This is a genomic window from Streptomyces sp. NPDC107522, from assembly GCF_055657525.1.
The window spans coordinates 80,386-97,996 of sequence record NZ_JBVKAU010000022.1; the positions used below are offsets into that span (position 1 = coordinate 80,386).

At 71.2% G+C, this 17,611-nt stretch carries 20 protein-coding genes; 8 read left to right on the top strand and 12 right to left on the bottom strand.

Translation table 11 applies throughout. The features are described from left to right. Positions 1–4 precede the first annotated feature (4 nt). Positions 5–1,252, bottom strand: coding sequence for an FAD-dependent monooxygenase (locus ACZ7L6_RS39335; RefSeq protein WP_471932609.1), 1,248 nt, complete (start codon positions 1,250–1,252; stop codon positions 5–7). 111 nt (positions 1,253–1,363) lie between these two features. On the opposite strand from ACZ7L6_RS39335, the gene ACZ7L6_RS39340 reads away from it, so the two are divergent. The 3 genes from ACZ7L6_RS39340 to ACZ7L6_RS39350 all read left to right on the top strand — a co-directional run bounded on the left by ACZ7L6_RS39340 (position 1,364) and on the right by ACZ7L6_RS39350 (position 3,220). Beyond that, a complete protein-coding gene (locus ACZ7L6_RS39340) occupies positions 1,364–1,954 on the top strand; it encodes a TetR/AcrR family transcriptional regulator (RefSeq protein WP_471932611.1) in 591 nt (196 codons plus the stop codon). 138 nt (positions 1,955–2,092) lie between these two features. Then, positions 2,093–2,611: a DinB family protein gene (locus ACZ7L6_RS39345; protein WP_471932613.1), complete on the top strand. Its 519-nt coding sequence runs from the start codon at positions 2,093–2,095 to the stop codon at positions 2,609–2,611. A gap of 111 nt (positions 2,612–2,722) precedes the next feature. Beyond that, positions 2,723–3,220: a hypothetical protein gene (locus ACZ7L6_RS39350; RefSeq protein WP_471932615.1), complete on the top strand. Its 498-nt coding sequence runs from the start codon at positions 2,723–2,725 to the stop codon at positions 3,218–3,220. 312 nt (positions 3,221–3,532) lie between these two features. On the opposite strand, the gene ACZ7L6_RS39355 is transcribed toward ACZ7L6_RS39350, so the two are convergent. From ACZ7L6_RS39355 to ACZ7L6_RS39385, 7 genes are all read right to left on the bottom strand, one after another. Further along, a complete protein-coding gene (locus ACZ7L6_RS39355; RefSeq protein ID WP_471932617.1) occupies positions 3,533–3,988 on the bottom strand; it encodes a hypothetical protein in 456 nt (151 codons plus the stop codon). Between the two features lie 187 nt (positions 3,989–4,175). After that, complete coding sequence (gene ung / locus ACZ7L6_RS39360; RefSeq protein WP_471932619.1) at positions 4,176–4,859, bottom strand: uracil-DNA glycosylase; 684 nt, start codon at positions 4,857–4,859, stop codon at positions 4,176–4,178. 200 nt (positions 4,860–5,059) lie between these two features. Next, the gene (locus ACZ7L6_RS39365; RefSeq protein ID WP_471932621.1) at positions 5,060–6,640 is read right to left on the bottom strand and encodes an ABC transporter substrate-binding protein; all 1,581 of its coding nucleotides are present in this window, start codon (positions 6,638–6,640) and stop codon (positions 5,060–5,062) included. 204 nt (positions 6,641–6,844) lie between these two features. Further along, positions 6,845–7,606: an SDR family oxidoreductase gene (locus tag ACZ7L6_RS39370; RefSeq protein WP_471932623.1), complete on the bottom strand. Its 762-nt coding sequence runs from the start codon at positions 7,604–7,606 to the stop codon at positions 6,845–6,847. 20 nt (positions 7,607–7,626) lie between these two features. Continuing rightward, on the bottom strand, positions 7,627–8,388 hold the full coding sequence (fabG, locus tag ACZ7L6_RS39375) for a 3-oxoacyl-ACP reductase FabG (protein WP_471932625.1): 762 nt from the start codon (positions 8,386–8,388) through the stop codon (positions 7,627–7,629). A gap of 114 nt (positions 8,389–8,502) precedes the next feature. Next, positions 8,503–8,952, bottom strand: a complete 450-nt coding sequence (locus tag ACZ7L6_RS39380; RefSeq protein WP_471932627.1) for a DUF3037 domain-containing protein — start codon at positions 8,950–8,952, stop codon at positions 8,503–8,505. Continuing rightward, a complete protein-coding gene (locus tag ACZ7L6_RS39385; RefSeq protein ID WP_471932629.1) occupies positions 8,949–9,713 on the bottom strand; it encodes a HipA family kinase in 765 nt (254 codons plus the stop codon). The genes ACZ7L6_RS39380 and ACZ7L6_RS39385 overlap by 4 nt, the downstream gene beginning before the upstream one ends. A 221-nt stretch (positions 9,714–9,934) precedes the next feature. On the opposite strand from ACZ7L6_RS39385, the gene ACZ7L6_RS39390 reads away from it, so the two are divergent. Beyond that, the gene (locus tag ACZ7L6_RS39390; RefSeq protein WP_471932631.1) at positions 9,935–10,411 is read left to right on the top strand and encodes a Rieske (2Fe-2S) protein; all 477 of its coding nucleotides are present in this window, start codon (positions 9,935–9,937) and stop codon (positions 10,409–10,411) included. On the opposite strand, the gene ACZ7L6_RS39395 is transcribed toward ACZ7L6_RS39390, so the two are convergent. Continuing rightward, positions 10,398–11,048 (bottom strand): cysteine hydrolase family protein, encoded by a 651-nt coding sequence (locus tag ACZ7L6_RS39395; RefSeq protein ID WP_471932634.1) that lies wholly within the window; start codon positions 11,046–11,048, stop codon positions 10,398–10,400. The two genes, ACZ7L6_RS39390 and ACZ7L6_RS39395, sit on opposite strands and share 14 nt — an antisense overlap. A 182-nt stretch (positions 11,049–11,230) precedes the next feature. Here ACZ7L6_RS39395 and ACZ7L6_RS39400 point away from each other — a divergent pair, with 182 nt between their 5' ends. After that, a complete protein-coding gene (locus ACZ7L6_RS39400) occupies positions 11,231–11,701 on the top strand; it encodes a pyridoxamine 5'-phosphate oxidase family protein (RefSeq protein ID WP_471932636.1) in 471 nt (156 codons plus the stop codon). Between the two features lie 6 nt (positions 11,702–11,707). Here the strand turns inward: ACZ7L6_RS39400 and ACZ7L6_RS39405 are convergent, their stop codons facing one another. Continuing rightward, positions 11,708–12,610 (bottom strand): LysR family transcriptional regulator, encoded by a 903-nt coding sequence (locus ACZ7L6_RS39405; RefSeq protein ID WP_471932638.1) that lies wholly within the window; start codon positions 12,608–12,610, stop codon positions 11,708–11,710. A 74-nt stretch (positions 12,611–12,684) separates the two neighbouring features. On the opposite strand from ACZ7L6_RS39405, the gene ACZ7L6_RS39410 reads away from it, so the two are divergent. Then, positions 12,685–13,620, top strand: a complete 936-nt coding sequence (locus tag ACZ7L6_RS39410) for a DMT family transporter (RefSeq protein ID WP_471932640.1) — start codon at positions 12,685–12,687, stop codon at positions 13,618–13,620. Positions 13,621–13,739: 119 nt separating this feature from the next. Here the strand turns inward: ACZ7L6_RS39410 and ACZ7L6_RS39415 are convergent, their stop codons facing one another. Beyond that, the gene (locus ACZ7L6_RS39415; protein WP_471932642.1) at positions 13,740–15,074 is read right to left on the bottom strand and encodes an aminotransferase class I/II-fold pyridoxal phosphate-dependent enzyme; all 1,335 of its coding nucleotides are present in this window, start codon (positions 15,072–15,074) and stop codon (positions 13,740–13,742) included. A 47-nt stretch (positions 15,075–15,121) separates the two neighbouring features. Between ACZ7L6_RS39415 and ACZ7L6_RS39420 the strand changes: the two genes are divergently transcribed. Together ACZ7L6_RS39420 and ACZ7L6_RS39425 are read left to right on the top strand one after the other, a co-directional pair. Then, positions 15,122–15,805 (top strand): pyridoxamine 5'-phosphate oxidase family protein, encoded by a 684-nt coding sequence (locus ACZ7L6_RS39420; RefSeq protein WP_471932644.1) that lies wholly within the window; start codon positions 15,122–15,124, stop codon positions 15,803–15,805. Then, the gene (locus ACZ7L6_RS39425; protein WP_471932646.1) at positions 15,805–16,437 is read left to right on the top strand and encodes an FMN-binding negative transcriptional regulator; all 633 of its coding nucleotides are present in this window, start codon (positions 15,805–15,807) and stop codon (positions 16,435–16,437) included. The genes ACZ7L6_RS39420 and ACZ7L6_RS39425 overlap by 1 nt, the downstream gene beginning before the upstream one ends. A 155-nt stretch (positions 16,438–16,592) precedes the next feature. Here ACZ7L6_RS39425 and ACZ7L6_RS39430 read toward each other — a convergent pair whose 3' ends face one another. Then, a complete protein-coding gene (locus ACZ7L6_RS39430) occupies positions 16,593–17,597 on the bottom strand; it encodes an EamA family transporter (RefSeq protein WP_471932648.1) in 1,005 nt (334 codons plus the stop codon). Between the last annotated feature and the right edge of the window lie 14 nt (positions 17,598–17,611).

Here is a 17,611-nt window from a genome sequence, read left to right on the forward strand (position 1 = left end):
TCCTTCACGGATTGCCTGCGGGGGTCTTCTGACGGTTGCCTGCCGGGGTCTGCCCGGCAGCATACGGCGCCTGCGGCGGCCGCCAGTCGGCGATGCCCTCGAAGCTCCGCAGGAACATCAGGGGCGCTGCCTTGGACACCGCGGCGAGCGCCGTGTTCCGTACGGCGATCCCGGTGCGGCTGGTCGTCATGTTGAGGCGGCTGATCCTGACGGCCTGGCGGGCGATGGCGGTCGTACGAGGGAGGCGAGCCGCCGTGTAGGCGGCGAGGCCGTCGCAGACGGGGTTCCCGGACGTGGGAGGGGAGCCGGGAACTTGGCTGAGGGCGAGGACGATCGCGTCCTCGATGGCCTGGTTGCCGCCCTGCCCCAGCGTCGGCGGCATGGCGTGCGCGGCGTCTCCGACCAGGGCGACCCGGCCCCGGTGGTAGGCGGGCAGCGGGTCGGCGATGTGGTGGACGTCGTGGCGCAGGACGTCCTCGGGGCGGGCGGCGGCGAGGATCGCGGGGATCGGGTCGTGCCAGTCGCCGTAGCGGCGCAGCAGTTCGGCCTTCTCGTCGTCGGGCGCGCGCTCACCGGCGGGCGTGCGCGCGGCGGCGTACGCATAGACCCGGCCGTCCTTGAGCGGGTGCGAGCCCCAGATGCGGCCCCGCCCCCAGCTCTCGTGCGAGGCGAACTCGACACCGGGCACCGGAATGACGACCCGCCATGTGGTGAAACCGGAGTAGACGGTCCCGGGGTGCTCCGGGAACAGGACGCGCCTCACGGCGGACTGGATGCCGTCGGCGGCCACCACGAGGTCGGCCTCCAGTTCACCGTCCGGGGTGCTCACGCGCGCGGCCCGGTTGGTGTCACCCGGGTCGGCCACCGTGGCGGCGACGCCCGTGCGGATGGCGTGGGACGGGAGCTGTGCGGCCAGGCTGGTGATGAGGGTGGCCCGGTGCAGCAGGACGAGAGGCCCGCCGAAGCGTGCGGCCACGGCGTCGGCGTCCGTGCGGGAGAGCCAGCGCCCGGACGGGGTGCGCAGTCCCCCGTCGCCCTGCCATGCCGCAAGGTCGCGGATCTCGTCGCCGAGCCCGATGACGTCCAGTGCGCGCAGGGAGTTGGGCGCGAGGGAGATGGCCGCGCCGACCGGCTCCAGGGAGGGGGCCCGCTCCAGCACGGTGACGTCCCAGCCGCCTCGGTGCAGTGCGGCCGCCGCGGTCAGGCCGCCGATGCCGCCGCCGATCACGATGGCCCGCCTCAGCTGTTCCATGGCTCCTCCTCGCATCGGATCCCACTGCGGACGAGCGGATCCAACTACAGATGTAGTGAAGCAGTGCCTCGACCGTACTACAGACGTAGTGTCACGGGTAGGTTGATCTCCATGTCCGAACGCACCGCCGTCGGCTCCCGCGCCGATCTCGTCGCCGACACCGCCCTCGCCCTGCTCGCGGAGCGCGGCATGCGCGGGCTCACGCACCGGGCGGTGGACGAGGCGGCCGGGCTCCCTCAGGGCTCCACGTCGAACCTCGCCCGCACCCGCCAGGCGCTGCTGGAACTGGCGGTGCGCCGGCTCGCCGACCGCGAGGCACGCGTCCTGGCGCTGGACGAGATGCCGGACCCGCGCGGCGGCCTCGACTCACTCGTGCACGGCCTGGCCCTGGCGACGCACCGCGCCCTGACCCGCGGCCGCGAACTCACCCTCGCCCGCTACGAACTGGCCCTGGAGGCCACGCGCCGCCCCGAGCTGCGCGCCTACTTCGACGCCACGGGCGCCCGCTTCCGCGACCAGCTCACCGCCCTCGTCACCGCGATGGGCTCGACCGACCCGGCCCGGCACGTGCTGTCCCTGGTCGCCTGGGCGGACGGGCTGATGTTCAGCTGCGTGGCGGGGTCCTACAACGCGGAGGTGCCGAGCCTGGAGCAGGTCCGGGCCGGGCTGCGCGAACTGCTCGACGGGATGTTCGGCCGGTGAATCCGGTGAGTTCGGTGAGTCCGGTGAATCCGGTGAATCCGGTGAATCCGGTGAATCCGGTGAATCCGGTGAATCCGGTGAATCCGGTGACCGTGAAAACTCCTCGTGATCGAGCCGGAGTTGGGCGAGGATGCGGGGATGACGACCGAGACCGAACGCCATGAGCCCTCAACCACCGCCGACGAGCGCACGATGCTGGAGGGCTGGCTGGACTACCACCGGCAGACCCTCGCCTGGAAGTGCGAGGGCCTGACCGACGCCCAGCTCAGGACCGCCTCCGTGGAGCCGTCCGAGCTGTCCCTGATGGGGTTGGTGCGGCACATGGCGGAGGTGGAGCGCGGCTGGTTCCGCAAGGTGCTCATGAACGAGGACGCGGGACCGATCTACTACTCCGACGAGGACCCCGACGGCGAGTTCCATCTCACCGAGGCGGACACCTGGGAGGAGGCGTGCACGACCTGGCAGGCCGAGATCGACACCGCCCGGCGCAACGCGGCCGGCTTCGGCCTGGACGACCTCTCCAAGGGCAGGCACCGGCGCAGCGGCGAGCAGTTCAACCTGCGCTGGATCTACACCCACATGATCGAGGAGTACGCCCGCCACAACGGCCACGCCGACCTGATCCGCGAGCGCCTCGACGGCGCCACCGGCGACTGACGTCAGCCGCGGCGGGCGACGCCGCCCGTACGGGGTCAGAGATCACTCGTGTGGATCAACCTCTGCTGGTCTGCCGTCCCAACGGCCGTCGGAACCAGCAGAGTTGCGCGCGTGCATCGAACGACGACCACCGCAACGCTCCTGGTCACCGTGGCCGTCTCGGCCCTCTCCGGCTGTGTGACGGTCCAGCAGGCACCGCCGCCCGGCCCACCGCCACCGTCCCAGCCGCCGGCGCCCGGACCGAGCAGGCCGGCGGAACAGCCCATCGTGCAGGCGCCGGCCCAGGAGGCCCTGACCCTGATCGACCCGTCCCACCGCCCGAGCCCCACGCCGTCCACCGCCCACTCCGCGCCCTCGACCACCCCGCCACCGGCCCACGAACCCCCGGGGCGTCGAGCGCACCCACACCCACGTCCCGAGCACCACGAACCCCGCCGTCCGGCCGCCGACATCCCGAAGAGGCCGTCGGTGAAGGTCCCCGACATACCACAGCCGATCCGCCCGGAGGCCCCGAAGAACGCGGACGTCTGCGCGCTGGGCAGGCAGTACGGCGGTTGGAAGGCGGGCAGCCCGGAGTCGAAGATCTGCGACCAGACGTACGGCCGCTGAGGTGTAGGGAGGGGGCCGGGATGGGGCGGGGCAGTACGTGCGCGTCCCTGCGGAGCCGGCGCGGCCCGCGCAGCCGACGAGCCACGTGTCCTGCACAGCCCGCGCAGCCGGTGGGCCACGTAGCGCGCACAGCCCGCCTGGCCCGCACGCAGCCCGCCCAGCCGCAGCTCGCCCAGCCTGCGGGCGGTCGTGCCGCAGGGGCGGCACCCGTCCCAAAGAAGGCGACACCCGCCGGCGCCGGGCTGCGCGACCCACCCCCGCCCAGCCCCCACGCCGGCCAACCGGAAAGCGCGCCGGCCGAACTCGCGGAACCTACACCCCGTCCCCCAACCACGCCTCCAACCGCCGGATCTCCGCCCGCACCCCGTCCCCGTACCTGTCGTCCCCCAGCACCCCCGCCGCCCCCCGCGCCCGCCGCAGATGCACACGCGCGGCCTCCGCGCGGTCGAGCTTCACATAGTCGGCGGCCAGGTTCAGATGCAGCGAGGGATACAGCGCCCGCACGGCAACCGCGCCACTGGCACTCTCGGCCTCCGTCAACGCCCGCAGATCCCACGCCAGCTCGTCCGAGGGGTCGTCCTGCGTGTCCGCCAGGTAGTGCGCCAGAGTGCACCGGTGCAGTGGGTCGCCGTCCTCGCCGAGCTCCGTCCACAGGTCCAGCAACCGGCGCCGGGCCTCCTCCCGGTCACCCGCGTGATGGAGGATCACGACCTGCCCGATCCGCGTCAGCACCGCATCCGGCGCCGCCTGCTCCTGTTGCTCCGCCACCGCGTCCTCCGGACCCTCGTCGGATGATCTCTTCGACGCTAACGGCCACCACCGGCAATCCGGGGCAGGCGGCTCCGTACGGCACCGGACCGGTCCGGCGAGGGACCGGCCCGGCACTGGGTCGGCCGAGATCCGGCGAGGGACCGGCCCGCGGACGGGTCAGCCGAGGGACCGGTCCGGCGCCGGATCAGCCGAGGTCCGGGATCCGCCAGTCGATCGGCTCGTGCCCCTGCCGGGCCACCGCCTCGTTGATCTGCGTGAACGGGCGGGAACCGAAGAACTTCTTCGCCGACAGCGGCGAGGGGTGCGCCCCCTTGACCACCACGTGCCGCGTCTCGTCGATGAGCGGGAGCTTCTTCTGGGCGTAGTTGCCCCACAGCACGAACACCGCGGGGTCGGGCCGCTCGGCCACGGCGCGGATCACCGCGTCGGTGAACTTCTCCCAGCCCTTGCCCTTGTGCGAGTTCGCCTCGCCGCCGCGGACCGTCAGCACCGCGTTGAGCAGCAGGACGCCCTGCTGGGCCCAGGGCATCAGATAGCCGTTGTCGGGGACGGGGAGGCCGAGCTCCTCCTTCATCTCCTTGTAGATGTTGCGCAGCGAGGGCGGCGTCTTCACGCCGGGGCGGACCGAGAAGCACAGGCCGTGGCCCTGGCCCTCGCCGTGATACGGGTCCTGGCCGAGGATCAGGACCTTCACCTTGTCGTACGGCGTCGCGTCGAGCGCCGCGAAGACCTCCTCGCGCGGCGGATAGACGGGACCCTTCGCCCGCTCCTCCTCGACGAACTCCGTCAGCTCCTTGAAGTAGGGCTGCTGCAGCTCGTCACCCAGAACCCCGCGCCAGGACTCGGGCAGCATGGCGATGTCGGTCACGTCAACTTCCTTACGATGTGCGGCAGACGATGTGCGGTCCACGACCAGAGGCCGCTTCCAGGTCTCAGAACCTACAGGCGACCACTGACAATCGCCCCGCGGACCGCACATCCCGTCCAAGCACCGCGCATCCCGACCGGCGACGCACACGCCGACCGGCAACGCACACGCCGACCGGCAGCCGAAGCCGGTGGGACGGCCTACCAGCTCGTCTTGCGGTACAGCTCGCCCACCATCATGATCGTCGACGGGTCCAGCGCCCGCTCAGCGCCCGAGATCTCCGCGCTCGCGGCCACGTACTGCCGGCCCTGCCACAACGGCAGCAGCCGCGCGTCGTCGACGAGGATCCGCTGGGCGTCCTCGAAGTCCTTGACCACGTTGGCACGGTCGCTCTGGGCCCGGGAGTTGGGCAGCAGGGTCTCGGTGATCTTGGGCACGACGTACGGCGTACCCAGCGCGTTCTGCTTGCCGACGAACGGCGCGATGAAGTTGTCCGCGTCCGGGAAGTCGGGGAACCAGCCACGGCCGAACACCGGGTACTCGCCGTTCTGGTAGCCGGTGACGTAGGTCTTCCAGGGGCGGCTCTTGAGGGTGATCTCGAAGAGGCCGGACCCTTCCAGCTGGCTCTTCAGCTCCTCGAACTCCGCCTTGGTCGCCGAGCCGTAACGGTCGCTGGTGTACCAGAGGGTGAGCGGGACGGGGGTCGTGATGCCCGCGTCGGTGAGGATCTTGCGGGCCTTGGCCTTGCTGGGGTCGCCGTAGTCGTCGAAGAAACCCGTGGTGTGTCCGGTCAGGCCCTTGGGGACCATGGAGTACAGCGGCTCGACGGTGTCCTTGTAGACCTTGTGGGCGATGGCCGGGCGGTCGACGACCTGGGCGATGGCCTTGCGGACGGCCTCCTTGCCGGCCATGGGGTCCTTGGGGTTGAAGACCAGGTAGTTGATCTCGGTGCCGGAGCCCTCGATCAGCTGGAGCTCGTCATCGTCGTCGGCCTGGAGGTCGACGATGTCGTCGGCGGCGAGGCCACGGAAGGCGACGTCGAGCTCCTTGTCGCGCAGGGCGCCGACCATGGTCGGCGAGTCCTGGAAGTACCGGATGGTGACCGCGTCGTTCTTGCGCTCCGCGTATCCCTGATACGTGTCGTTCTTGACGAGCTCGGCCTTCTCGCCCTCGTCGTAGGACTCGAGGGTGTACGGGCCGGACCCGACGACACTGTCGTCCTCGCGCAGCTTGTCGGCCGGGTACTCCTCGGGGTCCACGATCGACATCGCGGGCGTGGCGAGCACGAACGGGAAGGTCGCGTCGGCCTTGTTGAGGTGGAAGACGAGCTCGCGGTCGTTCAGCACCTGGACGCGGTCGAGGCTGTCCAGCAGAGGGGCGGGACCACCTTGGACCTTGATCGTCCGGATCCGGTCGATCGAGAACTTGACCGCCTGCGCGTCGAGCGTGTGCCCGTCGGAGAACTTCAGGCCCTCGCGCAGCTCGCACTTGTACTTCATGTTCGAGCCGTCGGTGAACTGACAGTTCTCGGCGGCGTCCGGCTCGGGCGCGGTCGCGCCGGAGGGGTAGCTGAGAAGCGTCTGGTAAATGTTGCGGAACAGTTCCCACGAGCTGTCCCAGGCAGCGGCGGGATCAAGGGTGCTGGGCGCCGCGGTCGTCCCCACGACGATCGGGCCTTCCTCCTCCGTCGCATCGGACGAGAGGACGCCGCACCCTGCCACCAGGGCCGATATGGACGCGGTGGCCGCCACCTGCCGCAGGCGTCGGATCCGGTTGAACACGCGCACGCTCCTCGATCTGCCATACCAAGGGTCGGCAGACGATACCGCAGTGTTCCGGGCCGTGGACCTCCCGTCTCAGGTAGCGCTTGCCCGACCTGGCGGTGACTACGTTGTCAACGGCCGGTGATCTCCCGAAACGTCGACACGGGCGCCGCTCGTGTCCAGCGGCGCCCGTGCCCTGAGTCGTGGTCCTACGTCGGCGCGTCAGCCGACGCCGGCGTTGAGGAAGATGCCGCCGTCGACGACGAGCGTCTGCCCGGTGACCCAGTCGGACTGGTCCGAAGTGAGGAACGCGGCGGCGCCGCCGATGTCGGAGGGCACGCCGAGCCGGCCCAGCGGGTAGGCCGCGGCGGCCTCCGCCTCCCGGCCCTCGTACAGGGCCTGGGCGAACTTGGTCTTCACCACGGCCGGGGCGATGGCGTTGACCCGCACCTTGGGCGCGAACTCGTGCGCCATCTGCTGGGTGAGGTTGATCATCGCGGCCTTGCTGACGCCGTAGGCGGCGATGAACGGCGAGGGCGCGATGCCGGCGACGGAGGCGATGTTGACGATCGCGCCGCCGTTGTCCTTCTGCCAGGCGTGCCAGGTCTTCTGGGCGAAGCCGAGTGCCGAGATCACGTTGGTCTCGAAGACCTTGCGCGCGACGCCCAGGTCGAGGTCGGCGAGCGGACCGAAGACGGGGTTCGTGCCGGCGTTGTTGACCAGGTAGTCGACCCGGCCGAAGGCTTCCATGGCGCGCTCGACGGCGGCGGCCTGGTGGGCCTCGTCGTGCGCCTTGCCGGCCACGTAGATCGCGCGCTCGGCGCCGAGCTGTTCGACGGCCTCCTTGAGGGCGTCCTCGCCCCGGCCGGTGATGACGACGCGGTCACCGCGGGCGACGAGCGCCTCGGCGACGCCGTAGCCGATGCCGCGGCTGGCACCGGTGACGAGGGCGACCTTGCCGGAGAGTTCAGGCAGTGCAGTCATGTCCGTGTGTCCCCAGTTCCCTAGTCGAGCGGTCCGCCGGCGACGTACAGCACCTGGCCGGAGACGAAGCCGGCCGCCTCGCCCGTGAAGAAGGCGATCGCGTTGGCGATGTCCTCCGGCTCGCCGACGCGCGCGACGGGGATCTGGGTGGCGGCCGCGGCCTTGAAGTCCTCGAAGCCCATGCCGACGCGCTCCGCGGTGGCCTTGGTCATCTCGGTGGCGATGAAGCCGGGGGCGACGGAGTTGGCCGTGACGCCGAACTTGCCGAGTTCCTTGGCGAGGGTCTTGGTGAAGCCCTGGAGACCGGCCTTGGCGGCGGAGTAGTTGGCCTGGCCGCGGTTGCCGAGCGCGGAGGACGAGGAGAGGTTGACGATACGGCCGAAGCCCGCGTCGACCATGTGCTTCTGACACGCCTTGGACATCAGGAAGGCGCCGCGAAGGTGCACGTTCATGACCGTGTCCCAGTCGGCGACGCTCATCTTGAACAGCAGGTTGTCGCGCAGCACGCCCGCGTTGTTGACCAGGATCGTCGGGGCGCCGAGCTCCTCGGCGATCCGCGCGACGGCCGCCTCGACCTGCGCCTCGTCGGAGACGTCGCAACCGACCGCGATGGCCTTGCCGCCGGCCGCGGTGATCTTCTCCACGGTGTCCTTGCAGGCGCCCTCGTCGAGGTCGATCACGGCGACCGCGCGCCCTTCGGCGGCCAGGCGTACGGCGGTGGCGGCGCCGATGCCGCGCGCTCCGCCGGTGACGACGGCGACCCGCTGCTCAGTGGTGGACATCAGTGACTCTCCTCAGGTGAGCGACCGCTTAGTACCTTCGATGGACGTGACGCTAGAAGTCCTGGCACGCGGTGTCAACGGCCACCGCGCGCATGTGATCCATTACCTGATCCGTCACTTCACCAACCGATCGAGCAGCCGCTCCGTCTCGGCCGCCGGATCGGAGGTGAGCCCGGTGTGCACGGGCCCCGGCTGGACGACCGTCGAGCGGGGCGCGATCAGCCAGCGGAAGCGCCGCCCGGCGTCGTCGCCGGAGGCCTGCCCCGCCGCCTCAGTGCCGCCGCAGACGCTCTCGACGGCCCCGAGGGCGGCCCGCACGCCGGCCACGTCCGCGTCCGGGTCGAGGGCGAGCAGCCGCGCCTCGTCCAGGTGGGTGCGGGCACCGACGTAGCCCCGGGCCCGGCAGTACACCAGTACGCCCGCGTTGATGCACTCGCCGCGTTCGACACGGGGTACGACACGCAGGAGGGCGTACTCGAAGACGTCCCGGTCGCTCGAATCGCCGCCCCGGATGATGTGGCGTTCGACCACATGGCCGGCCATGTGAATGTGGCGCTCGCTCACTTGCTTCCCTCGATTCCGGTGACGCGCTCGTGGACGGTGGCCGCCCGTGCCAGCAGCGGCCTCGCGTAGGCCCGCCTGAGGTCGTCCGCGGTGTCGAAGCCGGGTTCGCCGGCCAGCCAGACGTCCGGGATCTCGGCGGTCACGTCGGCGAGCAGTTCCTCGGTGACGAGCGGCGCCAACTCGGCCGCGGCGGCCCGCACATCCGGCGCGAACGGGGCGAGGGCGTGGTCGGAGGCGTCGTAGGGCCGGGCCGCCGATCCTTGCGCGCCGGGCCAGTTGTGGTGCCAGATCATGGTCGCGCCGTGGTCGATGAGCCACAGCTCGCCCTGCCACATCAGCAGGTTGGGGTTGCGCCAGGACCGGTCGACGTTGTTCACCAGCGCGTCGAACCAGACGATCCGGCCGGCCTCCTCGGCGCTCACCCGGAAGGCAAGGGGGTCGAAGCCGAGGGCGCCGGAGAGGAAGTCCATGCCGAGGTTGGTGCCGCCGCTGGACCTGAGCAGCTCCTGCACCTGCTGGTCGGGTTCACCGAGCCCCAGCACCGGGTCGAGCTCCACCGTCACCAGCCGGGGCACCCTCAGGCCCAGCCTGCGGGCGAGTTCACCGCAGACGACCTCGGCGACCAGCGTCTTGCGGCCCTGTCCGGCGCCGGTGAACTTCATGACGTACGTCCCGAAGTCGTCGGCCTCGACGAGCCCCGGCAGCGAGCCGCCCTCACGCAGGGGCGTGATGTAGCGGGTCGCGATGACTTCCTTGAGCATCGCCCCAGGTTACTGGCGCAGGGGCGGGGGGCCGGGACGGCCGGGGCGGGCGGCGATGCGTTCGCGCCGACAGCAGACCGACAGCCATGGACAGGGAACCGACAGCTCCGCTTTACCCGCGTCCTCGCCGGACCGGGTCAGGATTCCGACAACGTCTGAACAGCCGGTCCTCACGGACCGTACATCTCGGCAGATCACGAATGACGGGAAGGAACGTCCGCATGAGCAGCGAATCAGTTCAGCCGATGTCGAAACCGAGCCGTCGCAGCGTCGTGGCGGCAGTCGGCGCGGCGGGGCTCGCCGTTGCGCTGACCGCGTGCGGGTCGGAGGACGACGCGTCCGGCTCGTCCACCGAACAGGGCGCCGGCGCCGGGGAGACCACCGAAGCGGGCGGCTCGTCCGGCGCCGGCGGGGCGGCGCTCGCGAAGACCAGCGACATCCCGGAGGGCAGCGGCAAGGTCTTCAGCGACGAGAAGGTGGTGGTGTCGCAGCCGACGGCGGGCGAGTACAAGGCCTTCTCGACGATCTGCACCCACCAGAAATGCCCGATGACCGATCTGGCGGGTGACACCATCACCTGCGCCTGCCACAAGAGCCAGTTCTCCGTCCTGGACGGCAGTGTGAAGAAGGGGCCCGCCACCGAGCCGCTGGAGGCCAAGCAGATCAGCGTGTCGGGCGACTCGATCACGCTCGCCTGACGCCGCGCGGACGCCTGAAGCCGTCCAGCACCTCGTCCGTGGTCGCGACCGTGGCGACCAATGCGAGGGTGTTGCGGATCATCGCGGGGGTGTAGTCGGACGGCACCCCCGCGATGGCGTCCGAAGGCACGACGGCCGTGTAGCCGCGGTTGACGGCGTCGAACACCGCGTTGGGGACGGCCACGTTGGCCGAGACACCGGCGATCACGAGCGTGCGGCAGCCCAGGTTGCGCAGCAACGCGTCGACATCGGTGCCCTGGACGGGCGACAAGCCGTGCAGTCGCCGTACGACCAGGTCCTCCTCGGCGACCTCGATCGGCTCCGCCACGCACACCGCCTCGGTACCGGACAGCTGCTGGACGGGGAGTCGGGCGGCGGCGCGGAAGAGGCGGGCGTTGCGGTTGGCGCCGCGACCGTCAGGGCGGCGTTCGGCTATCGCGTGGATCACCTGGACGCCGCTCTCGTGGGCCGCTGCCACCAGTCGCGCCACGTTGGCGAGGGCGCCCGAGTCCCGCGCCTCCTTGGCGAGTTCGGGCAGGGCGCTGTCCGGTCCGACGACGCCCTGCTGGCACTCGACGGTGAGCAGGACGGTGGTCTCGGGGTCGAGGAGTTCGCTGAGCTCTGCGTACGACGGCATGGTTCCCCCTGTGACCGACGGCGGCATGGGCGGGCGAGCGTAGCCACCCTCACGTGAGGACGGAACCACCATGACGTGTGGACGGAACCACCATTGCGCCGTGACGGAAGACGACTCATCCTTTTCTGACGTGATGTCAGAGGATCTCTCCTCTGGCACGACGTGAGAGAAGAGGGGGCCGCATGACCGTCACTCAGCAGCGCCGGGGCCGGAAGATCATGATGACGCCCGGGGAGCTGGACGAGTTCCTCACCGAACAGCGCACCTGCCGGGTCGCCACGGTGTCCGCCGACGGGTTCCCGCATGTCAGCGCCCTGTGGTTCGCCTGGGACGGCACCTCGCTGTGGCTGTACTCGGTCGTCCGCAGCAAGCGGTGGACCGACCTGCGCCGCGATCCGCGGGTCGCGATCGTGATCGACACGGGTGAGGAGTACGAGCAGCTGCGCGGCGTGGAGCTGTCCGGCACCGTCGAGTTCGTGGGCGAGATACCGCGCGTCGGCGAGCTGCGGGCCGAACTCGACGTGCCCGAGACGCTGTTCGCCCGCAAGAACTTCGGCATCGACGAGATGCCGCACGACGGCCGGCACGCGTGGGTGCGGCTGACGCCCGAGAAGATCGTGTCCTGGGACTTCCGGAAGCTGGGGTCCCTGTAGGGCGCGTCAGCCGACCTTCTCGGCCGCCGCCTGCAGAGCTTCGACCGCCGCCCGGATCGACGGGCGGCGGTCGGCGTCCGCACGCCACACCGCGTAGACGTACCGGTGCACCCGGTGCCGCACGGGCACGGCCCGCACCCCGAGCGGCATCGGGTCGCGGCCCAGCCGGGGCGCGACACAGACGCCCAACCCGGCGGCGACCAGCGCGAGTTGGGTGTGATGCTCCTCGGCGCAATGGGCGATACGGGGCTCGATGCCCTTGGTGCGCAGCGTGTAGAGCAGCCACTCGTGGCAGAACGCGCCCTCGGGCCAGGCGACCCACTCGTCGTCCGCGAAGTCCTCCAGGTCGACCTCGCGCCGGTCGGCGAGCGGGTGTTCCTCGGGCATGGCGATCTCCACGCGATCGTCGAGGATCGGTGCCTTGGCGAGCCCTTCCGGCATGGGCAGGGGCTTGTTGTACCAGTCCAGGACGACGGCCAGGTCGGCGTCGCCGCGGATCACGGCGTCCACTCCCTGCTCGGGCTCCAGCTCTCGCGACCGGAGCCGCAACCCCGGGTGGTCGGCCCGCAGCGCGGCGAGCGCGGAGGGGAACAGGCCCCGCAGCGCCGTCGGGAACGCGGCCAGCCGTAGCTCACCGACCACCTGCCCGCGCTGCGCCTCCAGGTCGGACTGGGCCAGCTCGACCTGCGACAGGATGCGCGCGGCATGGTCGGCGAGCAGCCGGCCGGCGTCGGTGAGCCGCACACCCCGGCCGTTCTTGGCGAGGAGCTGCTGGCCGACCTCGCGCTCCAGCTTGGACATCTGCTGCGACACGGCGGACGTCGTGATGTGCAGCCCTTCGGCGGCGCCGCTGACCGAGCCGTGGCGGGCGAGGGCGTCGAGGGTGCGCAGGCGCTCCAGGTTCAACATGTAAGCAATGCTACGAGATATCGGGTGCGAAATCTCGATTGTGCTACGAGATCGTCTGCGTCATCGTTGCTGCCATGACCACCGTCACCCCCTCTCGCGTCCCGGCCGAAGCCGCGCCTCGTCCACGTCCCCGCGCCCGTTTCGACTGGCGTCTGCGCTTCGCCGCGCTCTCCCTGATCTGGGGCTTCAGCTTCCTGCTCATCAAGGTGGGCACCGATGGGTACGCCCCGTTCCAGGTGACGCTCGGGCGGCTGGTGTTCGGTACGGCGGTACTGGCGGCGGCGATGGCGGTGAAGCGGGAGCGGCTGCCGCGCGGGGCGCGTACGTGGGGGCATCTGGCGGTCGCCGCGTTTTTGTTGAACGCGCTGCCGTTCTCGCTGTTCGCGTACTCCGAGTTGACGATTCCGTCCACGCTCGCGGGGATCTGCAACGCGACCTCGCCGCTGTGGGGGATGGCGCTGTCCCTGGTCGCGCTGTCGGAGGACCGGCCGACTCGGGTCAGGGTCGCCGGTCTCGGTATCGGGTTTCTCGGGGTGCTGACGGTACTGGGGGCCTGGCAGGGATTTCACGGGCTCGATGCGACGGGGACGGTGATGGCGCTGCTGGCCTCCTTGAGCTATCCCGTCGGGTGGATATACGTCCGGCGGACGCTTGCCGGGTCGAGCGAGTCCCATCTGTCGTTGACCGGGGCGCAGTTGCTGTTGGCCACGGGGCAACTGGCCGTTGTGACACCGCTGTTCACCTCTGCGCCGGCGCGCTTCCCGGTGTTGCCGTTGCTGGCGATCGTGGCGTTGGGTGCGCTCGGTACGGGGATTGCCGTGCTGATTCAGTACGGTCTGGTGGCTGAGGTCGGGCCGACCACGGCTCAGATGGTCACGTACTTCATTCCGGTCATCGCGACGGGTGCGGGGGTCGCTCTGCTGGGGGAGTCGCTGAACTGGTCGACGCCGGTGGGTGCGGTGATCGTTCTTGCGGGGGCCGCGCTTACTCAAGTGCGGCGGGGCGCCTGATGGGTGGGGGCGTGGGGATTCTCGGCGGCTGCGGGACGGATCTGGCTGGTCGCGCCCACGCGGCGGAGCCGCATATCGAAACAGCCCCGCGCCCCTTCAGGCAACTGCAGGGCGCGTGGTCATACGTAGCTCCTCGTCGGGGCCGGCCCTCCCACCGCCGTTGCCACCGCGTCCCCCAAGGGGGCGGCCTGCTCCTCGGTGAGCGTCGAGATGGTGATCCTGATGCCGGGCCGAGCGCTCGACCGGAAGCGGGCCCCCGGCGCCACCGCCCACCCGGCGTGCAGCAGTCGGGCCACCGCTCCCGTCTCGTCGGGGACCGGGATCCAGACGTTCAGGCCGCTGCGCCCGTGCGCCTCGATCCCTCGCTCGGCAAGCGCGTCGATCAGCAGGTCACGGCGTTTGCCGTACGCCGCCGCCACCGCCCTCGGGTCGTGCCCGCCGTCGGTCCACAGCCGGACCACGGCCCGCTGCACCAACCGGCTGACCCAGCCTGCGCCGAGCCGCTGCCGTCCGCGCACCCGGTCCACCGTGACCTCGTCCCCGGTGAGCACGGCCAGTCGCAGGTCCGGGCCGTAGGCCTTGGCCACCGAGCGGACGAAGGCCCAGGTGCGGGTGGTGCCGGACAGGGGGTGCAGGGGGAGGTCGACGATGCCGTGGCCGTGGTCGTCCTCGATCAGGAGGATGTCGGGGTGCTCGCGGAGCACGGCACGCAGGGCACGCGCGCGCGAGGCCGTCACCGCCGCGCCGGTGGGGTTCTGGGCCCGGTCGGTGACGATCAGGGCGCGGGCCCCGGCGTCGAGGGCCCGCCCTACGTCGTCCGGCAGCGGCCCCTCGTCGTCGACGGTGACCGGGGCCGTGCGCAGCCCGAGGGCCGGGATCAGGTCGAGGAGGCTGCCCCAGCCGGGGTCCTCGACGGCGACGGTGTCGCCCGGCTTGAGGTGGGCCACGAGGACGCGCTCGATGGCGTCGAGGGAGCCTGAGGCGACGGCGAGCGGCCCCGGGGGCACCCCGTCGGCGTCGAGCTCGGTGCGCGCGATCCGCGCGAGCTGCGGCTCCAGGGGGTCCTCTCCGTAGAGCACCGGTTCCCGGTCCGCCTGCTCGGCCGCGGCGGAGAATGCCTTCGCCAGGGAAGGCAGCAGCGCCGGGTCGGGGTTGCCGCTCGCCACGTCCTTCACGCCCTCGGGCACGTCCACTCGGACGTACTCACGCCCGGTCGTGGCCGGTCTGGGCCGCACCCGGCTGCCCCGTCGGCCCGCGGTCTCGATCACCCCGCGCTCACGCAGGGTGCGATACGCGGCGGCGACCGTATTGGGGTTCACACCCAGCTCGACCGCCAACTCCCGCATAGGGGGCAGCAGTTGCCCCGGCTCCAGCTCCCCGGCAGCCACCGCATGCTCGACGCTCGCCGCAATCTCGGCTGCGCGTCGACCTTCGATCCGATATCCTCCTAGCACAAAACACATTATGCACTAGTGCAATACATCTTGCAAGGGAGAGGGCCATGCAGGGGACCCAGCAGCCGACGTCGCCGCCCGCCGCCTACACGCCGACCGACCGCACCGTCCCCACGCGCTCCGCGGACCGGGCGTCGTATGACAAGGAACTGGTGCACGCGATACTCGACGAGGCCTACGTCTGCCACCTCGGCTTCGTGCGCGACGGCGCGCCGGTCGTCCTGCCCACGCTGTTCGGCCGGGTCGGCGAGACCCTGTACGTCCACGGCTCGACCGGTTCGCGCCCCCTGCGGATGACCGGTCAGGCCGACCCGGGACTGCCGGTGTGCCTGACGGTCACGCATGTCGACGCACTGATCCTGGCGCGCTCGGCCTTCCACCACTCGATCAACTACCGCTCGGTGGTCGTGCACGGCCTCGCGTACGACGTGACGGACCCCGAGGAGAAGCGGGTCGCCCTCGACGCCTTGGTCGACCATGTGGTGCCGGGCCGGTCGGCCGACTCCCGCCCCGCGAACAAGAAGGAGCTGGCCGCCACCGCCGTGATCCGCCTCGACCTGAACGAGGTCTCCGCCAAGCTGCGCACCGGCGGCGTGAACGACGAGCCCGAAGACCTCGCCCTCCCCCACTGGGCCGGCGTGGTCCCGCTGCGCAAGGGCTACGAGGCGCCGGTCGGCGACCCGGACCTCGCCCCCGGCACCGAGCTCCCCGGCTACCTCGGAGCCCTGTGATGCTGATCCACCCCTGGGACGCGCCGCATGCGGACGCGGAGTGGCAGCAGTGGCTGGCCGTCCACGACTTCGGACAGCTCCTCGTCAACGGCCTGGACGGCGAGCCGCCGTACGCCCAGCCGCTGCACTTCTTGTACGACGCCGAGCGCGGCGAGGTCCTGACGCACCTGGCCCGCCCCAACCCGATGTGGGCCGCGCTGCTCGCGAACCCCGAGGTCGTGCTGAGCGTGGTCGACGACTACGTGTACGTGCCCGGCCCGTGGCAGGCGGCACCTCAGGACCCGCCCGAGCACGGCACGCCGACCAGCTTCTACGCCGCGGTCCAACTCCGGTGCCTGGCCCATGTCGTGGACGACCCCGCCGAGAAGGCCGAACTGCTCAACCGCCAGGTCGGCCACTTCCAGCCGGAGGGCGGCTCGGCGGCGGTCGCGGTGGGCGAGGTGCCGTACGGCCGCATGCTGTCCGGGCTGCGCGGCGTGCGGCTCGAAGTGACCGGCGTACGGGCCAAGTTCAAGTACGCCAATCACCGGACCGAGGAGGTCAAGGACAGGATCGCGGCGAATCTCGTGGCTCGGGGCGGTCCACGCGACGCGGCGGCACGCGAGCACCTGCTGCGCCGACGCCGGGGGTGAGCGAAGGGGCCCTGCACCTCTGCGGTGCAGGACCCCTCGGCGTCATGCCGGCAACGGCTCCCGCTCTCGCTCCCGCGTCGCCCCGGGTGACTCCGCCACCGCGAGGCCCGCGACCGACCCGAGCATGAGCAGGGGGCCGGCGAGGGTCGGTGCCGTCAGACGACGTTTCCGCGGGCGGACAGCTCGCGTTCCGGGCCGCCGCTCGCCACCGGCTCGGCAGAGGTCTTGGCGGGCGCGGACGACTGCGCGATGAACGCCCCGACCAGGACGACCGCGCCACCGATGATCTGCGGCGCCGAGAGGTGCTCGCCGAGCAGGAACCAGGCGAGGACGGTGGCGATGACCGCTTCGAGACAGGCCACGACTCCGGCGACCTGCGGCGAGAGCCGGCGCACGGAGAGCACGCCGGTGACGTAGGCGACGACCGTCGCGACGAGCACGATCCAGGCCAGCAGCACGGCGGACGCGACCGGGGTGCCGTTCATGTCGGCGGTGTTCGCGAGGACCGACCACTCCATGCTCCAGGGGCGGGCCACGACAGTGAGGACAGCGGCGCCGACGAGCAGGCCGTAGGCGATGACGCCGAGCGGGTCGGGTGCGGCGTCACCGGAATCGCTGCCCTGGTCGGACAGGACGAAGTAGCCGACCTGGCAGCAGGCCGCGCCGAGCGCGAGGAGCAGTCCGAGCGCGTCGAAGCTCAGGCCCGACCAGACCTCGACGACGCAGGCGAGACCGCCGACAGCGAGGACCACGCCGAGCGCTGCGGCCCGCGTCACCGGCCGCCGCTGCACGAACCGCACCCAGCCGAGGACGAGGGCGGGCGCGAAGTACTCGACGAGCAGCGCCACCCCGACCGGGATCCGGGATATCGCGGCGAAGTAGCAGGCCTGTACGCCGGCCACGCCGAGCAGGCCGAACCCGGCGAGCAGCGCGGGCCGGCTGCGCAGCAGGGCACGGTGGCGCACGGCGAGCGGCAGCATCACGAGGGCGGCGCCGGCCACGCGCAGCCACACCACGTGGAGCGGGTCGAGCCCCGCCTCGATCAGCGGCTTGGCCGCGACGCCGGAACCTCCGAAGGCGACCGCGGACCCGATCGCCAGACCGAGCCCGACGCCCTTGCCCCGGCCGGCCTGACTGCTCCCAGAGTTACGCACCCGCACATGATGACAGGCGC

Coding starts and splice junctions, on each gene's coding strand:
- ACZ7L6_RS39335 (WP_471932609.1), bottom strand. CDS start 1,252: ATGGAACAGCTGAGGCGGGCCATCGTGATCGGCGGCGGCATCGGCGGC.
- ACZ7L6_RS39340 (WP_471932611.1), top strand. CDS start 1,364: ATGTCCGAACGCACCGCCGTCGGCTCCCGCGCCGATCTCGTCGCCGAC.
- ACZ7L6_RS39345 (WP_471932613.1), top strand. CDS start 2,093: ATGACGACCGAGACCGAACGCCATGAGCCCTCAACCACCGCCGACGAG.
- ACZ7L6_RS39370 (WP_471932623.1), bottom strand. CDS start 7,606: ATGACTGCACTGCCTGAACTCTCCGGCAAGGTCGCCCTCGTCACCGGT.
- fabG (WP_471932625.1), bottom strand. CDS start 8,388: ATGTCCACCACTGAGCAGCGGGTCGCCGTCGTCACCGGCGGAGCGCGC.
- ACZ7L6_RS39385 (WP_471932629.1), bottom strand. CDS start 9,713: ATGCTCAAGGAAGTCATCGCGACCCGCTACATCACGCCCCTGCGTGAG.
- ACZ7L6_RS39390 (WP_471932631.1), top strand. CDS start 9,935: ATGAGCAGCGAATCAGTTCAGCCGATGTCGAAACCGAGCCGTCGCAGC.
- ACZ7L6_RS39395 (WP_471932634.1), bottom strand. CDS start 11,048: ATGCCGTCGTACGCAGAGCTCAGCGAACTCCTCGACCCCGAGACCACC.
- ACZ7L6_RS39400 (WP_471932636.1), top strand. CDS start 11,231: ATGACCGTCACTCAGCAGCGCCGGGGCCGGAAGATCATGATGACGCCC.
- ACZ7L6_RS39405 (WP_471932638.1), bottom strand. CDS start 12,610: ATGTTGAACCTGGAGCGCCTGCGCACCCTCGACGCCCTCGCCCGCCAC.
- ACZ7L6_RS39410 (WP_471932640.1), top strand. CDS start 12,685: ATGACCACCGTCACCCCCTCTCGCGTCCCGGCCGAAGCCGCGCCTCGT.
- ACZ7L6_RS39420 (WP_471932644.1), top strand. CDS start 15,122: ATGCAGGGGACCCAGCAGCCGACGTCGCCGCCCGCCGCCTACACGCCG.
- ACZ7L6_RS39425 (WP_471932646.1), top strand. CDS start 15,805: ATGCTGATCCACCCCTGGGACGCGCCGCATGCGGACGCGGAGTGGCAG.